The organism is Collinsella phocaeensis (assembly GCF_900119895.1).
Classification (GTDB): domain Bacteria; phylum Actinomycetota; class Coriobacteriia; order Coriobacteriales; family Coriobacteriaceae; genus Collinsella; species Collinsella phocaeensis.
On the sequence record NZ_FQLR01000004.1, the window covers coordinates 532,567 to 550,731 of the forward strand.

An 18,165-nucleotide genomic window follows, 5' to 3' on the forward strand; every position below is an offset into this window, starting at 1 on the left:
GCTATTCGGCGAACAGGGGGCCGGAGAGGTAGCGCTCGCCGGTGTCGGGGCAGAGGGCGACGATCGTCTTGCCCTCCCACTCGGGGCGCCGCGCGAGCTCGATGGCGGCCCAGAGCGCGGCGCCGGAGGAGACGCCCACGAGCACGCCTTCGCGGCTTGCCATCAGGCGCGCCCCGGCGAAGGCGTCCTCGTCGCGCACGGGCGCGATCTCGTCGTATACGGAGCGGTCGAGCACCGCGGGCACGAAGCCCGCGCCGATGCCCTGGATCTTGTGGGGTCCCGCTGCGCCACCGGAGAGCACGGGGGAGCCCGCGGGCTCGACGGCGACCACGCGCACGTCCGGATTGCGCTCCTTGAGGTAGCCGCCCACGCCCGTCACCGTGCCGCCGGTGCCGGCGCCGGCCACGAAGACGTCGATCTTCCCGTCCGTGTCCTCCCAGATCTCCGGACCGGTGCCGGCGACGTGCGCCGCGGGGTTGGCGGGGTTGGAGAACTGGCCGGCGATCCAGCTCTTGGGGGTCTCGCGGGCGAGCTCCTCGGCGCGCGCGATGGCGCCCTTCATGCCCTCGGCGCCCGGGGTGAGGACGAGCTCGGCGCCGTAGGCGCTCATGAGCAGGCGGCGCTCGACGCTCATGGTGTCGGGCATCACGATGACGGCGCGGTACCCGCGCGCGGCGGCGAGCGCGGAAAGGCCGACGCCGGTGTTGCCGCTCGTGGGCTCGATGATGGTGTATCCGTCGCGGGGACGGATCTCTCCGGCCGCCTCGGCGGCGTCGAGCATGCTTTTCGCCACGCGGTCCTTCACCGAGCCGGCGGGGTTGAAGTACTCGAGCTTGGCGAGCACGTGCGCCCGTAGGCCCTCGGTGCGCTCGATGCTTGCGAGCTCAAGCAACGGGGTGCGTCCGATGAGCTCGTCGACGGAACGGTAGATCTTCTTCATGCTTCCTCCTTGGATGCTCGGCTTCCGGTGGGTCGTATTCAACGTCTAAAAACCTATCGAGTCAATAGGAATATCAAAACGGAAATAAACACGCGCACGCACTGCCCCGCGCGTGCGCACCGCTGGGAGCGGGCGGCCGAACGGCCCCGGCGGCGCGCGGTTCCCAGCTGCTTTAATAATGCCCTCTTCACTAAAGGAGAATCATATCGTTTCGGGCGATAGAGGCGTAAGAGCGCTGCCGTCTGTTCGGCGAATGTTCATGCGGAATCAACACCTGCGTTCTGTGGTATGTTTGTCTCGTATGTATGAACGGGAGGAAACATGCTGGTTTCGACTAAGGGACGGTATGCGCTGCGCGTCATGGTGGACCTCGCTCGCCACCAGGGTGCGGGCCGCGTTCCGCTGAAGGAGATCGCCGAGCGTCAGTGCGTCTCCGGTAAATATCTCGAGAACATCCTGTCCGTGCTCGTGCGCAACGACATGCTGTCCGGCGCGCGCGGCAAAGGCGGCGGCTACCGTCTGACGCGCAAGCCCGAGAGCTATACGATCGGCGAGATCCTGCGCCTTACGGAGGGCTCCCTCGCGCCGGTGGCCTGCATCGATCGCGGGCGCGACGGCTGCGAGCACGCGGAGACGTGCCCCACGATCGGCGTGTGGCGCGTTCTGGACCGCCGGATCTCGGAGACGCTCGACAGCGTGACCCTCGCCGACCTGGTCGAGGGGACGCCGCTCGAGGGGGACATGGGGCCCTGCGCGCGCTAGCGCGGCATGGCGGCGCGCCGCATCGGCACAACGGGGCGGCGACTATGGGGGCTGCGGCCCCCATAGTCATATCGAGGATGCGTCTCGGCGCGCGCGGTGCCGGGCGCGGCCGGTCGGTGGGGTGGCGAGGTCCGTCCGACCCGCCCGCCCCGAGGCCCTGCGCGCCGCCGCGCAGGGCGGCCCATCCTAGTCTTTGAGGACGCCGAGGATCGAGCCGACGATGCTCACGATGATCGCGCCCACGAAGGCCGACCAGAACCCGGCGATGGAGATGCCCGCGCCGAACAGGTTGACGGACAGCCAGCTGGCGAGCTCGAGCATGAAGCCGTTCACCACGAGCTGGAAGATGCCGAGCGAGACGATGGTGACCGGCAGCGAGATGACGGTCACGAACGGCTTCACGAGCGAGTCGACCACGGAGAGGGCGAGCCCGACGAGCAGGAAGCAGATCCAGGGGTCGGCTCCGCCGAAGGGCGCGATGCCGGGCACGATGGCGGCCGAGACGGCGACCGCGACCGAGGTGAGCAGCCAGTTGAGGATAAAGCGCATGGGAGCCCCGCTTTCTGTCGTATGCTGGTCGCGCGGTGCCGGCGGGCGCCGCGCATATCGTTGATTGTTCCCAAAGGAGGCGCGGCGTTGCAGCAGGGGCCGAGTCATGTTGAGCCGAGCGCGGCGCGCCCCCCTTCGGACGGGAGCGGGCACCGCGAGATCGCCTTCGAGGTCTTCGACACGCGGGTGCGCCTCGCGATTCACGCGGACGACGGGGTCGATGCGGACGACGCCTGGGCGGCGCGCGCGGACGCGGCCCTGCTCGAGGCGCGGGACCGCTGCACCTTCTTCGAGCGCGCCCTTTCGCGCATGCTCCCCGATTCCGACATCTCCCGCGCGCTCGCCGCCGCGCCGGCGCCCGTGCCCGTCGAACCGGAGACCGCGGAGCTCGTCGAGGCGGCGCACGCCTACTGCGAGGCGAGCGGCGGCCGGTTCGACATCACGATGGGCTCCGTGACGCGCCTGTGGGACTTCAGGCGGGGCGCGGTGCCCGCGCGCCTCGCGCTGTCCCGGGCGCTGGCGCACGTGGACCACCGCGCGGTGAGCGCATGGACCGGTGCGGACGGCGCGTCCATGCTCGCCCTGGAGGACCCCCAGGCTGCCCTCGACCTCGGGGGCATCGCGAAGGGGTATGTGGCCGACGACCTCGCCGCCCGCATCGAGGCGGCGGGCTTTGACCGCTATGCGCTCAACTTGGGCGGCAACGTGCTCGTGCACGGGGGCCGCGCGACGGGGGAGCCCTGGCGCATCGGCATCGTCGACCCCTGTGCGCCCGACCGATGCATCGCGACGGTCGCGGTCGTGGACGGGTCGGTCGTGACGAGCGGGGCCCATGAGCGGCGCTTCGCCCGCGGCGGCCGCGTGTATCACCATATCCTCGACCCGTCGACCGGCATGCCCGCCGAGACGGACCTGGCGTGCGCCACGGTGGTCTCGCCGCGCTCGATCGACGGGGACGGCTACTCGACGACCCTGTTCATGATGGGCTCGCGCGAGGCGCCGGCGTTCGTGGAGGGCGTCGCGGGCATCGAGGCGGTCTTCGTGGACGTGCGGGGCGGTGTCCGCTGGACGAGCGGGCTGTCCGGCTTGGTCGAGGTGGCATGAGGGCACGGTTTCGTGTCGAGCCCGTGGAGCCGACGCCGCTCGCGGGTCGTGCGCGCTTTAGCCAAGTGGTGTGATACACTGCATCAGGCCGACGTGGACGCTTGGGCTCCGCGCGCCGTCACGCAACGCAACGTGCCCCGTCCGCGGCGGGGCGATGGGATACGGTGATGTGCTATGAATATTGAGCAGATGTTTGAGCGGGCAGATGTCGAGCAGCTCGTTCGCGCAGTCCTCTTGCTCGAGGGAGAGGAGGAGGCCCGCGCGTTCCTCACCGACCTCTGCACCCCGCGCGAGATCTGCGATTTCGCCCAGCGCCTGCAGGTCGCGCGCTATCTGGACGAAGGCGAGCCCTATGTCGAGGTGCAGGCCCGCACCGGCGCCTCCTCGACCACGGTGAGCCGTGTCTCCAAGGCCCTCAACGGCGAGCACGGCGGCTACCGCCGCATCCTCATCAAGCTGGAGGACGGGGAGTAGCGCCTTCCCGTGCACGCCAGGACATCGAGCGCACCGCCGCCCCCGCCGCGCGACCTGCGGCGGGGGCGGTCTTGTTTGCCCCCGTGTCCGCGCGGGCGTGTAGGATAGGGTCGGACACAAGACTACCGAGGATGGGACGCATGGCGCTGACGGTCTATTCAACTCAATCCGGCTCGCGGCTCTCCGCCGCCGAGGTCGCGCTGCTCGCGGCGGGCGCGCGCGAGCACGGTCGCGCGACGCTTCTGGTGCCGACGTTTGCCGAGCGCGACCTCTGCCGGCGCGCGCTCGCCGATGCCGGTGCCGGCGCGGCGATCGATGTCGCGACGCCCGCGTCGTGGGTCGAGGGGCTCTGGGAGCTGTTCGGCGACGGGCGCCGCACCATCGGGCCGCTCGAGCGCCGCATGCTCGTCGCCTCCCTGATGGCGGATTGCGACCCCTGCGCGCTCGCGCCGCTGCGCGACAACCCCGGCACGGTCCGCCTCGTCGCGCGGATCGCGGAGGCGCTGCTGCCCGCCATCGTCGCGCCGGCGCCCGCCGCGGATCCGGCTGAGCCCGAGGGCGATGCCGAGCGGGTCGTCTTCTCGCTGGTCGCGGACTATGCCGAGATGCTTCGCGCGCGCGGCCGCATCGAGGCGTCCGAGGCGGCCTGCATCCTGGCGCGTCTCGTCGCGGCGGAAGCCCCGGCCTGCGCGCGCTTCGTCGCCGTGCGCGACGTCGGCCGCATGTCCGGCTCCCTCATGCGGCTGCTGCGCGCCGTCGCCGAGGCGGGCCAGGTCGCCTGGCTGCTCAATCCCGACCAGCGCTCGCTCGCCGCCGAGCTGGGCGCGCCCGCGCGCGCCCTCGATCCCGGCGCGCCCGCCGCGTCCATATCGGCCCCCTCCAGCGCCCCCGAGTTCCTCGAGGCGGCGGGGCCGCATGCCCGTGCCGCCGCCTATGCCGACGCGATCTTGGAGCTCGTGGGCGACGGGCGCGAGGTCGTCGTCGCCGCCGCGCATCCCGTTGAGGTCTTCGACGAGGTCGCGCCTCGCCTTGCCGCCCGCGGCGTCTGCTCGGAATGCGACGTCGTCGCGCGTTTCGGCGACACCTCGGTCGGGCGCCAGTTCGTCGCGCTGTCCGATTTGGTCGCGCGCATGAAGGAGGCGGGCGACGACCCCGGCCGCGCGGCGACGTGGTGGCCTGCGCCGGAGCTTGCCGATTGGCTGTACTCGCCGCTGTCCGGCATGGATTCCAACTCGGCGCGCAAGCTTGACAAGAAGATCCGCTCCGACCGCTCCATCACGCCCGAGGCGATCCTTCGCACGCTCCAGAGCTACCAGACCCAGACCGAGACCGTGCGCCGGCGCTCCGATCGGTCGAAGCGCTACGCGCGCGTCCCCGCGGTCTGCGGCGGCGTCGTGTCCTGCCTGTGGCAAGGCCGGCCGGTCTCGGCGCTCAAGGCCATGTGCGCGGTCGCGACGGCGCTGCCGTCGAGCGCTTTCGGCTGGAGGGACGGCGCGGTGCGCGGCGCCATCGAGACCTCCATGGCGACGAAGGCCATCGAGGCCCTGGTGGACACCGCGCGCGAGCTCGACGTCCGGCAGTCCGTGGCGGCTTCGGTGCTCGACGGCCTGGCCGTCTCCGCGCGCCGCCGCGCCGAGCCGGGCGATTCCGCCCACGACGGCCCGGACGGCGGCGCGAAGCCGCCCTGCGTGCGCTTCATGACCGTCGCCGAGGCCGCGCTGCTGCCCGTGGGTTCCGCCGACGCGGTCTTCGTCGCGGACGTCGATGTCGACAGCTTCCCGCTCTCGCACGAGGAGGGGGCGCTCGCGACGCTCGCCGCGAAGCTCGGCCTCGCGCCCGTCGAGCTCGAGCCCGCCGCGCGCCTGCGCGACCTCTTCCACCGTGCGCTCGCCTCCGCCCGCTCGGGCGCGGTGCTCGCGCGCGTGGCGCACGACGGGCAGGCGAAGGACCGCTATCCGGCGGCGATGTGGACGGAGCTCGCGGCTGCCGCCCGCGCCGCCGGACGACGCCCGCGCACCGTCTCGGTGGGCGAGGGCGACATCGTGGGGAACCTCGATACCGCCGGCGGGACGGGCCTGTCCCGCAGGCAGGTCGCATGCCTGCCCCCGCAGGGGCTCGGCGGCGACGCCGTCCGGCACCTGGTCCTGTACCAGCGCGACGCGAACGACCCCGGCCGCCTGGTGCCGCGTCAGCTCTCGGCATCGCAGATCGAGAGCTACGCCACCTGCCCCCTGTGCTGGTTCATGTCCTCGCGCATCCGCACGCAGTCGCTCGATGCGGGCTTCGGCAACATGGAGAAGGGCAACTTCGTACACGACGTCATGTACCGCCTGCACGCCGCGCTCATCGAGGAGGGCGTCGCCCGCGTCACGCCGGAAAACCTCGTTCGCTGCCTGGAGCGCCTGAAAGACGCGTTCGACGAGGTCCGCGCCGAGCACGCCCGCAACAAGACCTCGAGCTCAGCCGCTCTGGTGGCGCACTCGGCCCTCGAGCGCGCGCAGGTGGACGAGATCCTGCCGCAGCTCGAGGCGGTCGTCCGCTACGAGGCCGAGGCGCTTTCGCCCTTCGCGCCGAAGTACCTCGAGTACTCCTTCAACGGGCTCGGCGTCGAATACGCCGGCAGGCCCCTCGGCGGGCGCATCGACCGCGTGGACGTGGACGCCGAGGGCCGCGCGGTGGTCATCGACTACAAGCACCGGTCGGACGTCGACGCCTTCAAGCTGACCGACCCTACGGTGGCGAAGGACGACGGCACCGTCCCGGCGGACGATCCGGATTGGCTGCCCAAGCATGCGCAGGCGCTCGTCTACGCCCAGGCCCTGCGCCACTCCGAGCTCGCCCTCGATACCCGCGGCGCCCTCTACTTCTCGACCAAGGGCGGCGCCCCCGCCCTGCGCGGTGCCGTCTCCGAGGAGCTCGCCGAGGTCGAGCGCGGCGACGGGCGCGTGCCGGGCCTGCGCGCGGGCTTCCCGGACGTCGACCACGGCGGCTCCATGGGCTTCGACGAGCTGCTCGACCGCGTCGAGCGGGCCGTCGCGCGCAAGCTGGATGCCCTCGAGGCGGGCTGCGTCGCGGCGCCCGGGAAGCCGGGCCCGCGGTGCGCATTCAACCACGACCTCGGATTCAAGCGGAGGAACGCATAACGATGGACCTCTCCACCCTCATGCCGCAGCAGCGCGATATCGTGACGACCCTCGACCGGCCGCTCTTCGTCTCGGCGGGCGCCGGCTCCGGCAAGACCTTCACCCTCACGCGCAGGATCCTGTGGGCGCTCTCGCCCGAGTCCGGGCCCTTCATCCAGAGCCTCGACCAGGTCCTCGCCATCACGTTCACCAAGGACGCCGCCGCCGAGATCCGCGAGCGCGTCCGCGGCGCCCTCATCGAGGCGGGCATGGACGACGCGGCGCTGCAGGTCGACGACGCCTGGATCTCGACCATCCACGGGATGTGCTCGCGCATCCTGCGCGCCCATGCGTTGGAGCTCGGGCTCGACCCCGAGTTCACGGTGATCGAGGAGTCGGTCTCCGGCCCGCTCATGGACCGCGCGGTCGACATCGTGGTCTCCCGCGAGCAGGGCGGCTTGCGCGAGCTGCAGCAGTGGTACCCGCTTTCCGGCGAGAAGGACCCCAAGGGCTTCGAGGCCGGCACGAGCGTCAAGCGCCTGGTGCGCGTCCTGCTCGAGCGCGCGAGCTCCTCTGCCCGCGGCTTCGACGACATCCGTCTCGCCCGCGGCGCCGTCGACTTCTCGGGGCTCATGGACGCCTACCGCCCGTGCCTCGGGGCGAGCCCCAAGGCGACCGAGATCGCCCACACCGCCCTCGATGCCCTGGAGGCCTTCCTCGAGGGCCCTCAAACGCGCGGCGACCTCGCCGCGTGCATGCTCGCCTGCGGGGTGCCGCGCGCGAGCAAGGCCTTTCCCAAGGAGCAGGTGGCGTGGCTCAAGGCGGAGGCGGCCGACGCCTTCGTCAACGCCTATCTGGCCCTCGGCGGGCCCGCCCTCGACGAGCTGCTCGCGCTCGCCCGCGCCGTCGGGCGCGAGTACGACGCGCTCAAGGCGGAGCGCTCGGCGCTCGACAACAACGACCTACTCCGCCTCACCTACGAGGCGCTGCGCGACCATCCCGGCGTCCGGGACGCGTATGCCGGCAAGTTCGCCATGGTCATGATCGACGAGTTCCAGGACACCGACCAGCAGCAGGTCGATCTCATCAACTTCCTGACGGGCGCGGGCGGGCGCGCCCTGTGCACCGTGGGCGACGCGCAGCAGTCGATCTACCGGTTCCGCGGCGCCGAGGTCGAGGTGTTCCGTCGCGCCCAGCGGCGCATCGAGGCGGGGGCGGCTGCGGGCGCCGAGGGATCGGTGGTCAAGCTCGTCGAGAACTTCCGCAGCCATGCCGAGGTGCTCGAGTACGTCGCCCGCATCTTCGACGACGAGCAGGGCGGCATCATGCCGGGCTTCCTCAACCTGCTCGCCCACGAGGGGCGCAAGGACGGCTTGATCGCCGAGGGCGCCTCGCGCAGGCAGGCGCTGCTCGTCGCAGGCGGGGGCACCGACGAGCGGACGGCGGCGAAGGCCGCCGCGATCGCCCGCAGGTTCCGCGAGCTCGCCGACGCTGGGCAGCCCGTGGGCGGCATGGTGCTGCTGCTGGGCGGCATGCCCCGGGCGGGCGTGTACGCGGAGGCCATCCGCGCGGAGGGCCTCGATTGCGTGATCAGCGGCGGCTCGGTGTTCGCGGGTACGGAGGAGGCCAAGACCGTCCGTGCGCTCGTGCACATGCTCGGCAATCTCGCCGACACCGCGCAGGGGCTGGCACCCGTGCTCGCTTCGCCGCTGTTCGCCCTGGGCGTCCAGGAGTTCCTGGCGCTGGCGACGGCGCTGGACGCGCAGACCGGGGAGACGCGCCGCCGCAACATCGAGCTCGGCATCCTGCTCGACGACGACGCGCCGGGCTTCGGTGAGCTCCCGCTGCTCGAGCGGGCGCGCGCCGTGCTGCGCCGCGCGCTGTCCCGGCTGGGGAAGGACCCGGTCGCCTCGATCGTGCGCGACGTGGTCAACGACTCCGGTTGGATGGTCCGCCTCGCCGCGCGCGGGGCGGAGGGCCGCGCGCAGGCCGCCAACGTCCTGAAGGCCATCGACGCCGTCGCGGAGGCCGAGGCCGAGGTGGGGTGCGCGCCGCGCCAGATAGCACTCGCGTACGACCGCTTCCTCGCCGGCAAGCAGGCCCCCGGCGCGCTCAACGAGGAGGGCGGCAACGCGGTGCGCATCATGACGGTGCACGCGTCCAAGGGGCTCGAGTTCCCCGTGGTGGCGGTGTCCGAGTGCTTCTCGATCCGGTCCAACTCCGAGCGCATGCAGTCCGCGCGCCGCGACGACGGCTCGCTCGACGTCGTCGCCCTGCCGGCGCGCTTCCCGAGCTGCCGCGACTCCTTTGGTGCCTACGTGGACGGCTCCGAGGTGGAGAAGCTCTTCAAGAAGTTCCTGAGCGGCGCGGGCGCCTCCGGTTCCTGGCTCGATTCCAGCCTGGTCGACGACGTGTGCGCGACCGGCTCCGCTGCCGAGGCGTGGCTCTCCATGCGCGACGAGGAGGACCGCCTCGCGCTCGAGGAGCGCGCCCGCCTGCTGTACGTCGCGATGACGCGCGCCCGCGAGGTGTGCCTGCTCGCGATGGACGCCCCGGTCGGCCGAGGCAAGGGAGCGGAGCTCTCCCTCAAGCCCGAGCTCGACCTCACGCCCGCGGTGCTGGAGCGCATCCTGCCCGACCACGGCGCCTCGCTCGCATGCGACCGCCTCGCCTTCGACAACGCCCGGGCGGGCGATTTCGAGCTGATCGCCCTTTCGGACTTCACGTACGGCGGGGTCGCGTACGAGGCGAACGTCCAGGTCGATTGCGATGACGTCGCCTCCACCCGTGAGGATGCGGTCGAGGGCCTGGACTCGTTCACGCTCGTGGAGCCCCAACGCGTCAACATGCGTGTCGTGCCTGCCGCTCCGCCGGCGCGCGATTCGTACAGCTACTCCTCGATTTCGGCGGAGCTCCACGAGGAGGGGGAGGACCGCTCCGTTCGCCATCCGGCATCGGCCGGGGAGGACCGGGAGGACGACGCGCTCTCCCCGGACGAGGTGCACGCTCTGCGCGAGGGGCGCGCCACCCGCGCGTCCCAGCCGAGTGCGGGCGACCCCACCGCGCTCGGCAGCGCCTTCCATGCGGCATGCCAGTGGCTGGTCGAGCTCGACCGCGACGAGCTGCCCGCCGAGCGCGCCGACACGCTCTGCCGCTACTGGGGCTGCACGCCCGCCCAGAGGGAGCGCTTCGATGCGGCGATGGCGCGCTGGCTCTCCTCCGGGGTGCGCGCCGAGGCGCTCGCGTGGCCCTGCCGCCGCGCCGAGGTCCCGTTCTACACGCTGGGCATGGACGGGCTCGCCGAGCGCTTCGGCGCCTACGCGGAGGGCGCGATCGACCTGCTGTGCACCGATCCCGCGCACCCGACGCGCGCGCTGCTGATCGACTACAAGACCGGCGGCAGCGCGGACGAGGCGCCCGAGCGGCTGACGCAGAAGCACCGCCTTCAGGCCGAGGTGTACGCCGACGTCCTCCACAAGGCCGGCTACGAGCAGGTGACGCTCAAGTTCGTGCGCGTCGAGGTCCCCGACCCGTTCGACCCCGCCCAGCCGCAGGTGGTGGAGTACCGGCTGTAGTCCTGCAGCGTTCCTTTGCGCTCAAAAAGGGGACAGGCACTAAATTGAGCGCAAGCACCGCCCCGCGGGCTTGTCTGCGTGGGACAATCCGACCGCGCGGTCGCCGTGTGCCCTAGAGCGCGGCCTGCGGGCCGAGGCCCATGCCGCAAGGCTCTTCGCGGCATGGGCCTCAATTCGGTGCCTGTCCCCAATTTGAGGTCCTGGAGCGCCGCGGGTTCCTGAAAAACCGAACAAGCCGTGTTGCTTCGGCGTTCGAACGCGTGTACGCAATCCGTGTCCGCACGGTGCTATAGAATCTATGGTCCGCAAAGGAACCGGCGGATCGGCAAGTCATCTCAGCACATCAGATTGGAACCCACACATGGCATTCGTTCACCTGCACAACCACTCCGAGTACTCGATGCTCGACGGCGCGACCCGTATCTCGGATATGGTCAAGCGCGCGGTCGACCTCGGCATGCCTGCGGTCGCCCTCACCGACCACGGCTACATGTACGGCATTCCGGAGCTCGGCCTCGCCTGCGACGCCATCAACCATGGCACGCCCGAGTACAAGACCTGGAGCCACGACAAGTCCTTCCTCGAGAAGGGCCGCCGCGGCGAGCTCGAGCAGCCCGACCCCGAGGCCGATTCGCGCGCCTACGCCCAGTTCCAGAAGGACATGGCCGCCTGGGACGCCGAGGGCAGCCTCGACTCCACCAAGCCGCCCCTGGTCATCAAGCCCATCTTCGGCTGCGAGGTCTACTTCACGCCGGACGACACGCTCGCCCGCGACCGCAAGCCCGAGCTCTACCATATGGTGCTCTTCGCCCGCAACGAGCGCGGCTACGTCAACCTGATGCAGACGGTCTCGGAGGCCGCCGTCGACGGCTTCTATTACAAGCCGCGCGTCACCCTGGACAACCTGCGCCGCCACCGCGAGGGCCTCATCGCCAGCTCGGCGTGTATCGCCGGCATCATCCCCAAGTGCATCGACCGCGGGGAGGAGGCCAAGGCCGTCGAGTGGGCGGAGACCTTCCGCGACCTCTTCGAGCCCGGCAGCTTCTACATCGAGATCCAGGAGCACGGCATCACGACGGATTCCGGGCTCACCGACGAGGAGCTCGACCGCAAGCTCATCGAGATCGCGAAGCAGATCGGCGTCAAGGTCATCGCCACCAACGACTTCCACTACCTCACGCGCGACGACGCCCCCATCCAGGACGTCATGATGTGCATCGGCATGAACTCCAAGGTGGACGATCCCAACCGCATGCGCATGCAGGGCTCCGAGTTCTACATGAAGACCGAGGACGAGATGCGCGCGCTGTTCCCGTACTGCCCCGAGGCGTGCGACAACACGGTCGAGCTGGCCGAGAAGTGCGACGTCGAGCTCGATTGGGACAGCATCATCCTGCCCAACTACCCGCTGCTCGACGAGGGGGAGACGCACGAGAGCCAGTTCCGCCGCGAGTGCGAGGCGGGCCTCGCCCTGCGCTACGGTGACGACTGGGACGGCAAGTCCGTGGGCGGCGTCGACATCCGCGAGCGCTTCGAGTTCGAATACAAGGTCATCTGCGACAAGGGCTTCGCGGCCTACTTCCTCATCGTCGCCGAGTACGTGCGCTGGGCGAAGCAGAACGGCATCGGCGTCGGTCCGGGCCGCGGATCGGCCGCGGGCGCGCTCGTCGCCTACGCCATGGACATCACCACCTTCGACCCGCTCTCGAACGGCCTCATGTTCGAGAGGTTCCTCTCTCCCGAGCGTACCGAGATGCCCGATATCGATATGGACTTCGACGATGAGCGGCGCCTCGAGGTCATCGAGCATGTTCGACAGCTCTACGGCCCCGAGAAGGTCACCCACGTCATCACCTACTCCACCATCAAGGCCAAGCAGGCCATCAACGACGCCGCGCGCGTGCTGGACTACCCCGTCTACATGGGTCAGCGCCTGTCCAAGATGGTCTCGGCCGACCCCGGCGTGAAGCTCCGCCAGGTGCTCGATAAGCAGCCGGGCAAGGAGGACCTCTACAACCCGGACTTCGCCGACGCCTACCGGAAGGACGACGACGCGCGGCGCATCATCGACACCGCGCTCTCCATCGAGGGCCTGACGCGCGGCGAGGGCGTGCACGCGTGCGCCGTCCTCATCTGCCGCGACGCGGTGAACGAGCACGTGCCCACCAAGCTCGACACCAAGGGCGGCGTCGAGATCACCCAGTACGAAGGCCATACGGTCGCGGACATGGGCCTGCTCAAGATGGACTTCCTGGGCCTGCGCACCCTCACGGTCATCTCCAAGGCCAAGGCCAACATCAAGAAGAACTTCGGCATCGACATCGACCCGGACAAGATCCCCTTCGACGACCCCAAGATCTTCGAGCTCATGAGCGCGGGCCGCACCGCCGGCGTCTTCCAGGTCGAGTCCGCGGGCATGACGGCCACCATCAAGAACATGAAGCCCACCGAGTACAAGCACGTGGTCGCTCTGATCGCCCTGTACCGCCCCGGCCCCTTGGGCGCCGGCATGGTCACGAGCTACATTAACCGCATGAACGGCAAGGAGCCCGCGGTCTCCTACGACCCGCGCCTCGACGGCATCCTGGGCGAGACCTACGGCACCATGGTCTACCAGGAGCAGGTCATGCTCATCTCGGTCGAGATGTGCGGCTTCTCCAAGGGCGAGTCGGACTCGCGCATCCGCAAGCCCGTCGCCAAGAAGAAGATCAAGATGCTCACCGACCAGGTGTTCAAGTGGTCCGACGGCGAGGACGAGACCATCTACGACCACTGGATGAACGGCGCGGAGCGCAACGACTACAAGCGCGAGACCGCCCAGCGCATCTGGGACGACGTCCTCGAGTTCGCGTCCTACGCGTTCAACAAGTCGCACTCCGCCGGCTACGCCATCCTCGTTATGCAGACCGCCTGGCTGAAGGCCCATTACCCCAACGAGTACATGGCGGCCGTGCTCACCTCCTACACGGGCAAGACCGACAAGATCGTGCACTACGTCTCGGCGTGCCGCCACGACGGCATCGCGGTCCTGCCGCCGGACGTCAACGAGTCCGGCAAGGAGTTCACCGCGACGTCCGAGGGCGTGCGCTTCGGCCTCGCGGGTATCCGCGGCGTGGGCGAGGGCGTCGCCCAGGCGATCATCGACGAGCGCGAGGCGAACGGCCCCTACAAGAACTTGCACGACTTCGTCGAGCGCGTCGACCCGAGCCAGGCCAACCGCCGCGTCATCGAGGCCCTCATCAAGGCGGGCGCGTTCGACGCCACGGGCTACCCGCGCCGCCAGCTCATGCACTTCGTTGACAAGGCGAACCCGGAGAATATCATCGATGCCGCGGTGAAGCGCCAGAAGGACCGCGCCGCCGGCCAGACCTCGCTGTTCGACGTGTTCGGCGACGTCGAGGGTTCCGGCTTCGAGGTCGTCATCCCCGAGCCCGACGGCCAGGAGTGGGACCGCCACATGAAGCTCTCCGCCGAGCGCGACGTTCTGGGCATCTACGTCTCCGACCACCCGCTGCGCCCGTTCGAGTACGCGCTGGCCAAGGCGCGCGAGTACTCGCTGTCCCAGATCGACACCGGGTTCGAGATCGCCTCGCCCACCGGCGAGGGCACCATCAACCAGGAGATCCCCGAGGGCAAGCCGTACTGGTTCGCCGGCATGGTGTCCGAGGTGTCCAAGCGCGTCACCAAGAACGGCGACCCCATGGCCATCGTCACGCTCGAGGACATGGAGGGCGAGGCCACGGTCGTGGTGTTCCCCAAGACGTACAAGGAGGCCGAGGGCTACCTGTACGGCGAGGTCGACCCCGAGACGGGCGCCGTGCTGTCCGACGCGTTCATCCGCGTGCGCGGCAAGCTCGAGCGCAGCGACCGCGGCGACCAGATCATCGCGCAGGAGATCTTGCCGCTGGAGCTGAGCGAGGAGGCGAACCGCCCCAAGGTGTTCGAGATCATGGTCCCGAGCGCCCGCTTCTCCCAGCCCAACATGTCGCGTCTCGCGACGGTGCTCGCAACCAATCCCGGCGGCGACCGTGTGGAGCTGTTTGTCGAGCAGGCAGACGGCCAGACCATGCGCGCCGAGATCCCGACGCGGGTGAATGCGCGCTCGATTCCGCTGATCGCCGAGGTGAAGGGGATTGTCGGCTCCCACGGCCGCGTCACGGTGATCTAGCCATCAGGCGGCCACGGGGTCGCCCCGGCATCTTGCCCCTCAGCCGGCGGGGCGCCGCACGCTAGGCGTGCGCTCCGCCGCCTTCAGGGCAACCTGCTCCGAATGAGGGCCTAGATGGCGGACGCGGGGCCAGTTTGCCCCTCAAGCCAGGGATGCGCCGCCCTAAGGCGTGCGTACCCTGTCTTTCGGGGCAACCTGGTCGAAATCGTCCCAGGATGTATACTTAAAAAGATTGACTGTTTGATGCATTAAGGAGGAGCCGTGGCTCTATCCATCGGTATCGTCGGCCTGCCCAACGTGGGCAAGTCGACGCTGTTCACCGCCCTCACCAAGAAGGGCGGCCTGGCCGCCAACTACCCGTTCGCCACGATCGACCCCAACGTGGGTATCGTCGACGTGCCCGACGCGCGCCTGCAGGCGCTGGCCGATATCGTGCACCCGGGCCGCATCATGCCCGCCACGGTCGAGTTCGTCGACATCGCGGGCCTGGTGAAGGGTGCTGCCGCCGAGGGCGCCGGCCTGGGCAACCAGTTCCTGGCGAACATCCGCGAGTGCGACGCCATCTGCGAGGTCGTCCGCTACTTCAAGGATCCCGACGTCATGCGCGAGGCCAACCATACCGGCGAGTTCGTGGACCCGGCGAGCGACGCCGAGACCATCATGACCGAGCTCATCCTGGCCGATATCCAGACGCTCGAGAAGCAGCTGCCCAAGCTCGAGAAGGAGTCCAAGCGCGACAAGGCGCTCGCTCCCAAGTTCGAGATCGCCAAGCGCCTGCTCGAGTGGCTGAACGACGGCAAGCGCGCGGCCAACATGGAGATGACCGACGACGAGCGCGCTGCCGCCAAGGGCCTGTTCCTGCTCACCATGAAGCCGATGCTCTACGTGGCGAACGTCGACGAGGACGAGCTCACCGTCGAGCTCGACGCCATCGACGGCGTGGCGCCCATCCCCATCTGCGCCAAGGTGGAGGCCGAGCTGTCCGAGCTCGAGCCCGATGAGGCCGCCGAGTACCTAGCTGACCTGGGCCTGGAGCATTCAGGTCTCGAGACGCTCGCGCAGGCGGCGTATAAGCTGCTCGGCCTGCAGAGCTACTTCACGGCGGGCGAGATGGAGGTCCGCGCGTGGACGGTGCGCCAGGGCGCGACGGCCCCCCAGGCGGCCGGCGTGATCCACACGGACTTCGAGCGCGGCTTCATCAAGGCCGAGGTCGTGGCCTTCGACGACTACGTCGAGCTGGGCGGCGAGGCCGGTGCCAAGGCGGCCGGCAAGCTGCGCATCGAGGGTAAGGACTACGTCATGGCCGACGGCGACGTGGTGCACTTCCGCTTCAACGTGTAGGTCTTTCGGCGCGCTGTCCGGTTGCGGCGGCGCGCCGTTTTCTTCGGTCCGCACGTGACCGATCCCGCTCTCGAGAACGACGAAAGGTGTCTGATGTTCGAATACGGCAAGAAGAACGGTTGGATGGGCATCGCTTTGATCTGCCTGTCCGTTCTTCCCTTCATCATCGCGGTGCTGGTCATCCCCAACCTGGCCGACTCGCTTCCCATGCGTTGGGATTCCGCCGGCGAGGTGACGCGCTGGGGCAGCCGCTACGAGCTGTTCATCGCTCCGGTGTTCGCCCTGTTCATGGGCCTGGGCACGTATGTGTCCGCTTCGCGCAAGGGCCGCGACCTCACCAAGTCCGATTCCAACGCCGCCGCGATCCTCACGGTGACGCGCTTTTTGCGCAGCGGCATCCTGGTCTCCATCGTGCTCAACATCGCGAATATCTACCTGCTGTACACCTCGGGCACGAACACGCCCCTCATCCTGTAGGGGATTCCGGGCGACGGCGCGCTGGCCGGCTTCTGTTTGCGCGGTCCTGGCCCACCGGGCGGTTAGGGCCGGAGCAATGCGGGGTGGGGTCATTGCGGCTCCAGCGTCACGAGCCGAGAGGGCATCCAACTTCATAGTCGAGACCGGGAGGGGGCGGAAGCTGTGCGGCTTCCGTCCCCTCCCGTGCGTTAACGGAGATGGGCGCTGAAGCGGAGGCTATGCGAGGGGCAGCCGATCGAAGTTGACGGGGCAGTCGAACAGCTTCTTGACGACGCTGGGGTCCGCGCTCTGCCCGCGCGCCCACATGGTCTTCGCGACGAGGGCCTCGGTGGTCATGTCGTCGCCCTTGAGGATGCCCGGGTGGTCGGCGTAGGCGCGGCCGACCTCGTAGACACCCAGGTCCAGGCCTTCTTCGGGCACCTGCGTGGTGATGACGGCGGTGCGCCCGGAGTCGACCCAATCGAAGATCGCCTCCTGGAACGACCGACCCGACCCTTCGGTCGCCCGTTCGTCGGGGATGCCGCCGATGCCGAAGGTCTCGATGATCACCGCATCGTAGCTCGCCTTGAGTGCCTCGAAGATGGCGGGATCGATGCCGGGGACGAGCTTGAGGACGAAGACGCGTTGATCGAGTGCGTGATAGATGTGTGGGCGGGAGGTTTTGGCTCCGTTCACCCATGCGTCTCCGCCCGCGATGTCGGCGAGCTTGCCGCTGCGCACGATCCGGTCGTTGCGGATATAGGCGATCGAGGGGTAGTTTACGCTCTTGAATGCGTTGAAGCTCATCGTGCGCTGCTTGCGGGCGCGCGTGCCGGCGATGACCGCGCCGCCGAAGACGACGGTGACGTCGCGCGCGTGGTTGTCGGCGGCGTAGAGGACGCTCTGATACAGGTTGAGGCGCGCGTCGGTGAAGGAATCGCCCATGGGCTTCTGCGAGCCGGTGAGCACGATGGGCTTGGGGCTGTCCTGGATCAGGTAGGAGAGGGCGGCGGCCGTGTAGGCCATCGTGTCCGTGCCGTGCAGGACGACGAACCCGTCGTAGTCGTCGTACGCCGCGGCGATGGCCTCGCCTATCTCGAGCCAGTTGGATGGCTGCATGTTGGTGCTATCAATGTTCATGAGCTGCATGACCTCGATATGGGCGAGGTCGGATGCCTCGGGGACGCAGCGTGCCAGCTCCTCTCCCGTAAGCGTGGGGGAGAGGCCGCGGCCGTCTTCTGCCGATGCGATGGTGCCGCCGGTGGCGATAAGCAGGATGTTCTTCATGGTCGTCCCTTCTGCGTGTCCGCCGTCCATTGTATGCCAGCACGGGCTGCTGCCAGCGGTCCGGGTGGTATCCGGTATGCGTCGGCTCGCATGGAGGACGGATGCAGCGCCTGGCAGTGCGGCGGATGCGGGACGCTTGCGCCGCGGTGTGCACGTCAGGTTGATACCGCTGCTCCGGACGGGTCATGTCCTGTAGTGTTGCCGCTGACGATAAGCGGGACAGCGCCGGATGCAGGTAATGAAGCGGTAAAAGGGGGTCATGATACCGGTATTAAACAACAATCCCCTGAAAAAATGGACAAATCTGTCAGATAATGACGATGTCCGGAGGAACGACCGCGTTGCCCGGGTCCCTTAAAATAAAGAATAAAGCATCAAGTGTTGTTT

Annotated in this window: 11 protein-coding genes; 8 read left to right on the forward strand and 3 right to left on the reverse strand. The window is 69.1% G+C overall.

The features are described from left to right. Nucleotide 1: 1 nt before the first annotated feature. Entirely contained in the window at nucleotides 2-940 is a 939-nt protein-coding gene (gene cysK, locus BQ7355_RS04370; RefSeq protein WP_072415096.1) for a cysteine synthase A, read from the reverse strand. 321 nt (nucleotides 941-1,261) lie between these two features. On the opposite strand from cysK, the gene BQ7355_RS04375 reads away from it, so the two are divergent. Further along, complete coding sequence (locus BQ7355_RS04375) at nucleotides 1,262-1,702, forward strand: RrF2 family transcriptional regulator (protein WP_072415097.1); 441 nt, start codon at nucleotides 1,262-1,264, stop codon at nucleotides 1,700-1,702. 186 nt (nucleotides 1,703-1,888) lie between these two features. Here BQ7355_RS04375 and BQ7355_RS04380 read toward each other — a convergent pair whose 3' ends face one another. Then, nucleotides 1,889-2,251, reverse strand: a complete 363-nt coding sequence (locus BQ7355_RS04380) for a phage holin family protein (protein WP_072415098.1) — start codon at nucleotides 2,249-2,251, stop codon at nucleotides 1,889-1,891. A gap of 87 nt (nucleotides 2,252-2,338) precedes the next feature. Between BQ7355_RS04380 and BQ7355_RS04385 the strand changes: the two genes are divergently transcribed. From BQ7355_RS04385 to BQ7355_RS04415, 7 genes are all read left to right on the forward strand, one after another. Continuing rightward, on the forward strand, nucleotides 2,339-3,355 hold the full coding sequence (locus BQ7355_RS04385; protein WP_072415099.1) for an FAD:protein FMN transferase: 1,017 nt from the start codon (nucleotides 2,339-2,341) through the stop codon (nucleotides 3,353-3,355). A 174-nt stretch (nucleotides 3,356-3,529) separates the two neighbouring features. Further along, on the forward strand, nucleotides 3,530-3,829 hold the full coding sequence (locus BQ7355_RS04390) for a YerC/YecD family TrpR-related protein (RefSeq protein WP_072415100.1): 300 nt from the start codon (nucleotides 3,530-3,532) through the stop codon (nucleotides 3,827-3,829). Between the two features lie 140 nt (nucleotides 3,830-3,969). Continuing rightward, nucleotides 3,970-6,972 carry a PD-(D/E)XK nuclease family protein gene (locus BQ7355_RS04395; protein ID WP_240307315.1) on the forward strand — a complete coding sequence of 1,001 codons (3,003 nt, stop codon included), beginning with the start codon at nucleotides 3,970-3,972 and terminating at the stop codon, nucleotides 6,970-6,972. 2 nt (nucleotides 6,973-6,974) lie between these two features. After that, nucleotides 6,975-10,526, forward strand: a complete 3,552-nt coding sequence (locus BQ7355_RS04400) for a UvrD-helicase domain-containing protein (protein WP_072415102.1) — start codon at nucleotides 6,975-6,977, stop codon at nucleotides 10,524-10,526. Nucleotides 10,527-10,887: 361 nt separating this feature from the next. Next, entirely contained in the window at nucleotides 10,888-14,694 is a 3,807-nt protein-coding gene (gene dnaE, locus BQ7355_RS04405) for a DNA polymerase III subunit alpha (RefSeq protein WP_072415103.1), read from the forward strand. Between the two features lie 261 nt (nucleotides 14,695-14,955). Beyond that, nucleotides 14,956-16,035, forward strand: a complete 1,080-nt coding sequence (gene ychF / locus BQ7355_RS04410) for a redox-regulated ATPase YchF (protein WP_072415104.1) — start codon at nucleotides 14,956-14,958, stop codon at nucleotides 16,033-16,035. Nucleotides 16,036-16,128: 93 nt separating this feature from the next. Beyond that, a complete protein-coding gene (locus BQ7355_RS04415; protein WP_072415105.1) occupies nucleotides 16,129-16,512 on the forward strand; it encodes a DUF1648 domain-containing protein in 384 nt (127 codons plus the stop codon). Between the two features lie 216 nt (nucleotides 16,513-16,728). Here BQ7355_RS04415 and BQ7355_RS04420 read toward each other — a convergent pair whose 3' ends face one another. After that, nucleotides 16,729-17,778: an asparaginase gene (locus BQ7355_RS04420; protein WP_072415106.1), complete on the reverse strand. Its 1,050-nt coding sequence runs from the start codon at nucleotides 17,776-17,778 to the stop codon at nucleotides 16,729-16,731. Between the last annotated feature and the right edge of the window lie 387 nt (nucleotides 17,779-18,165).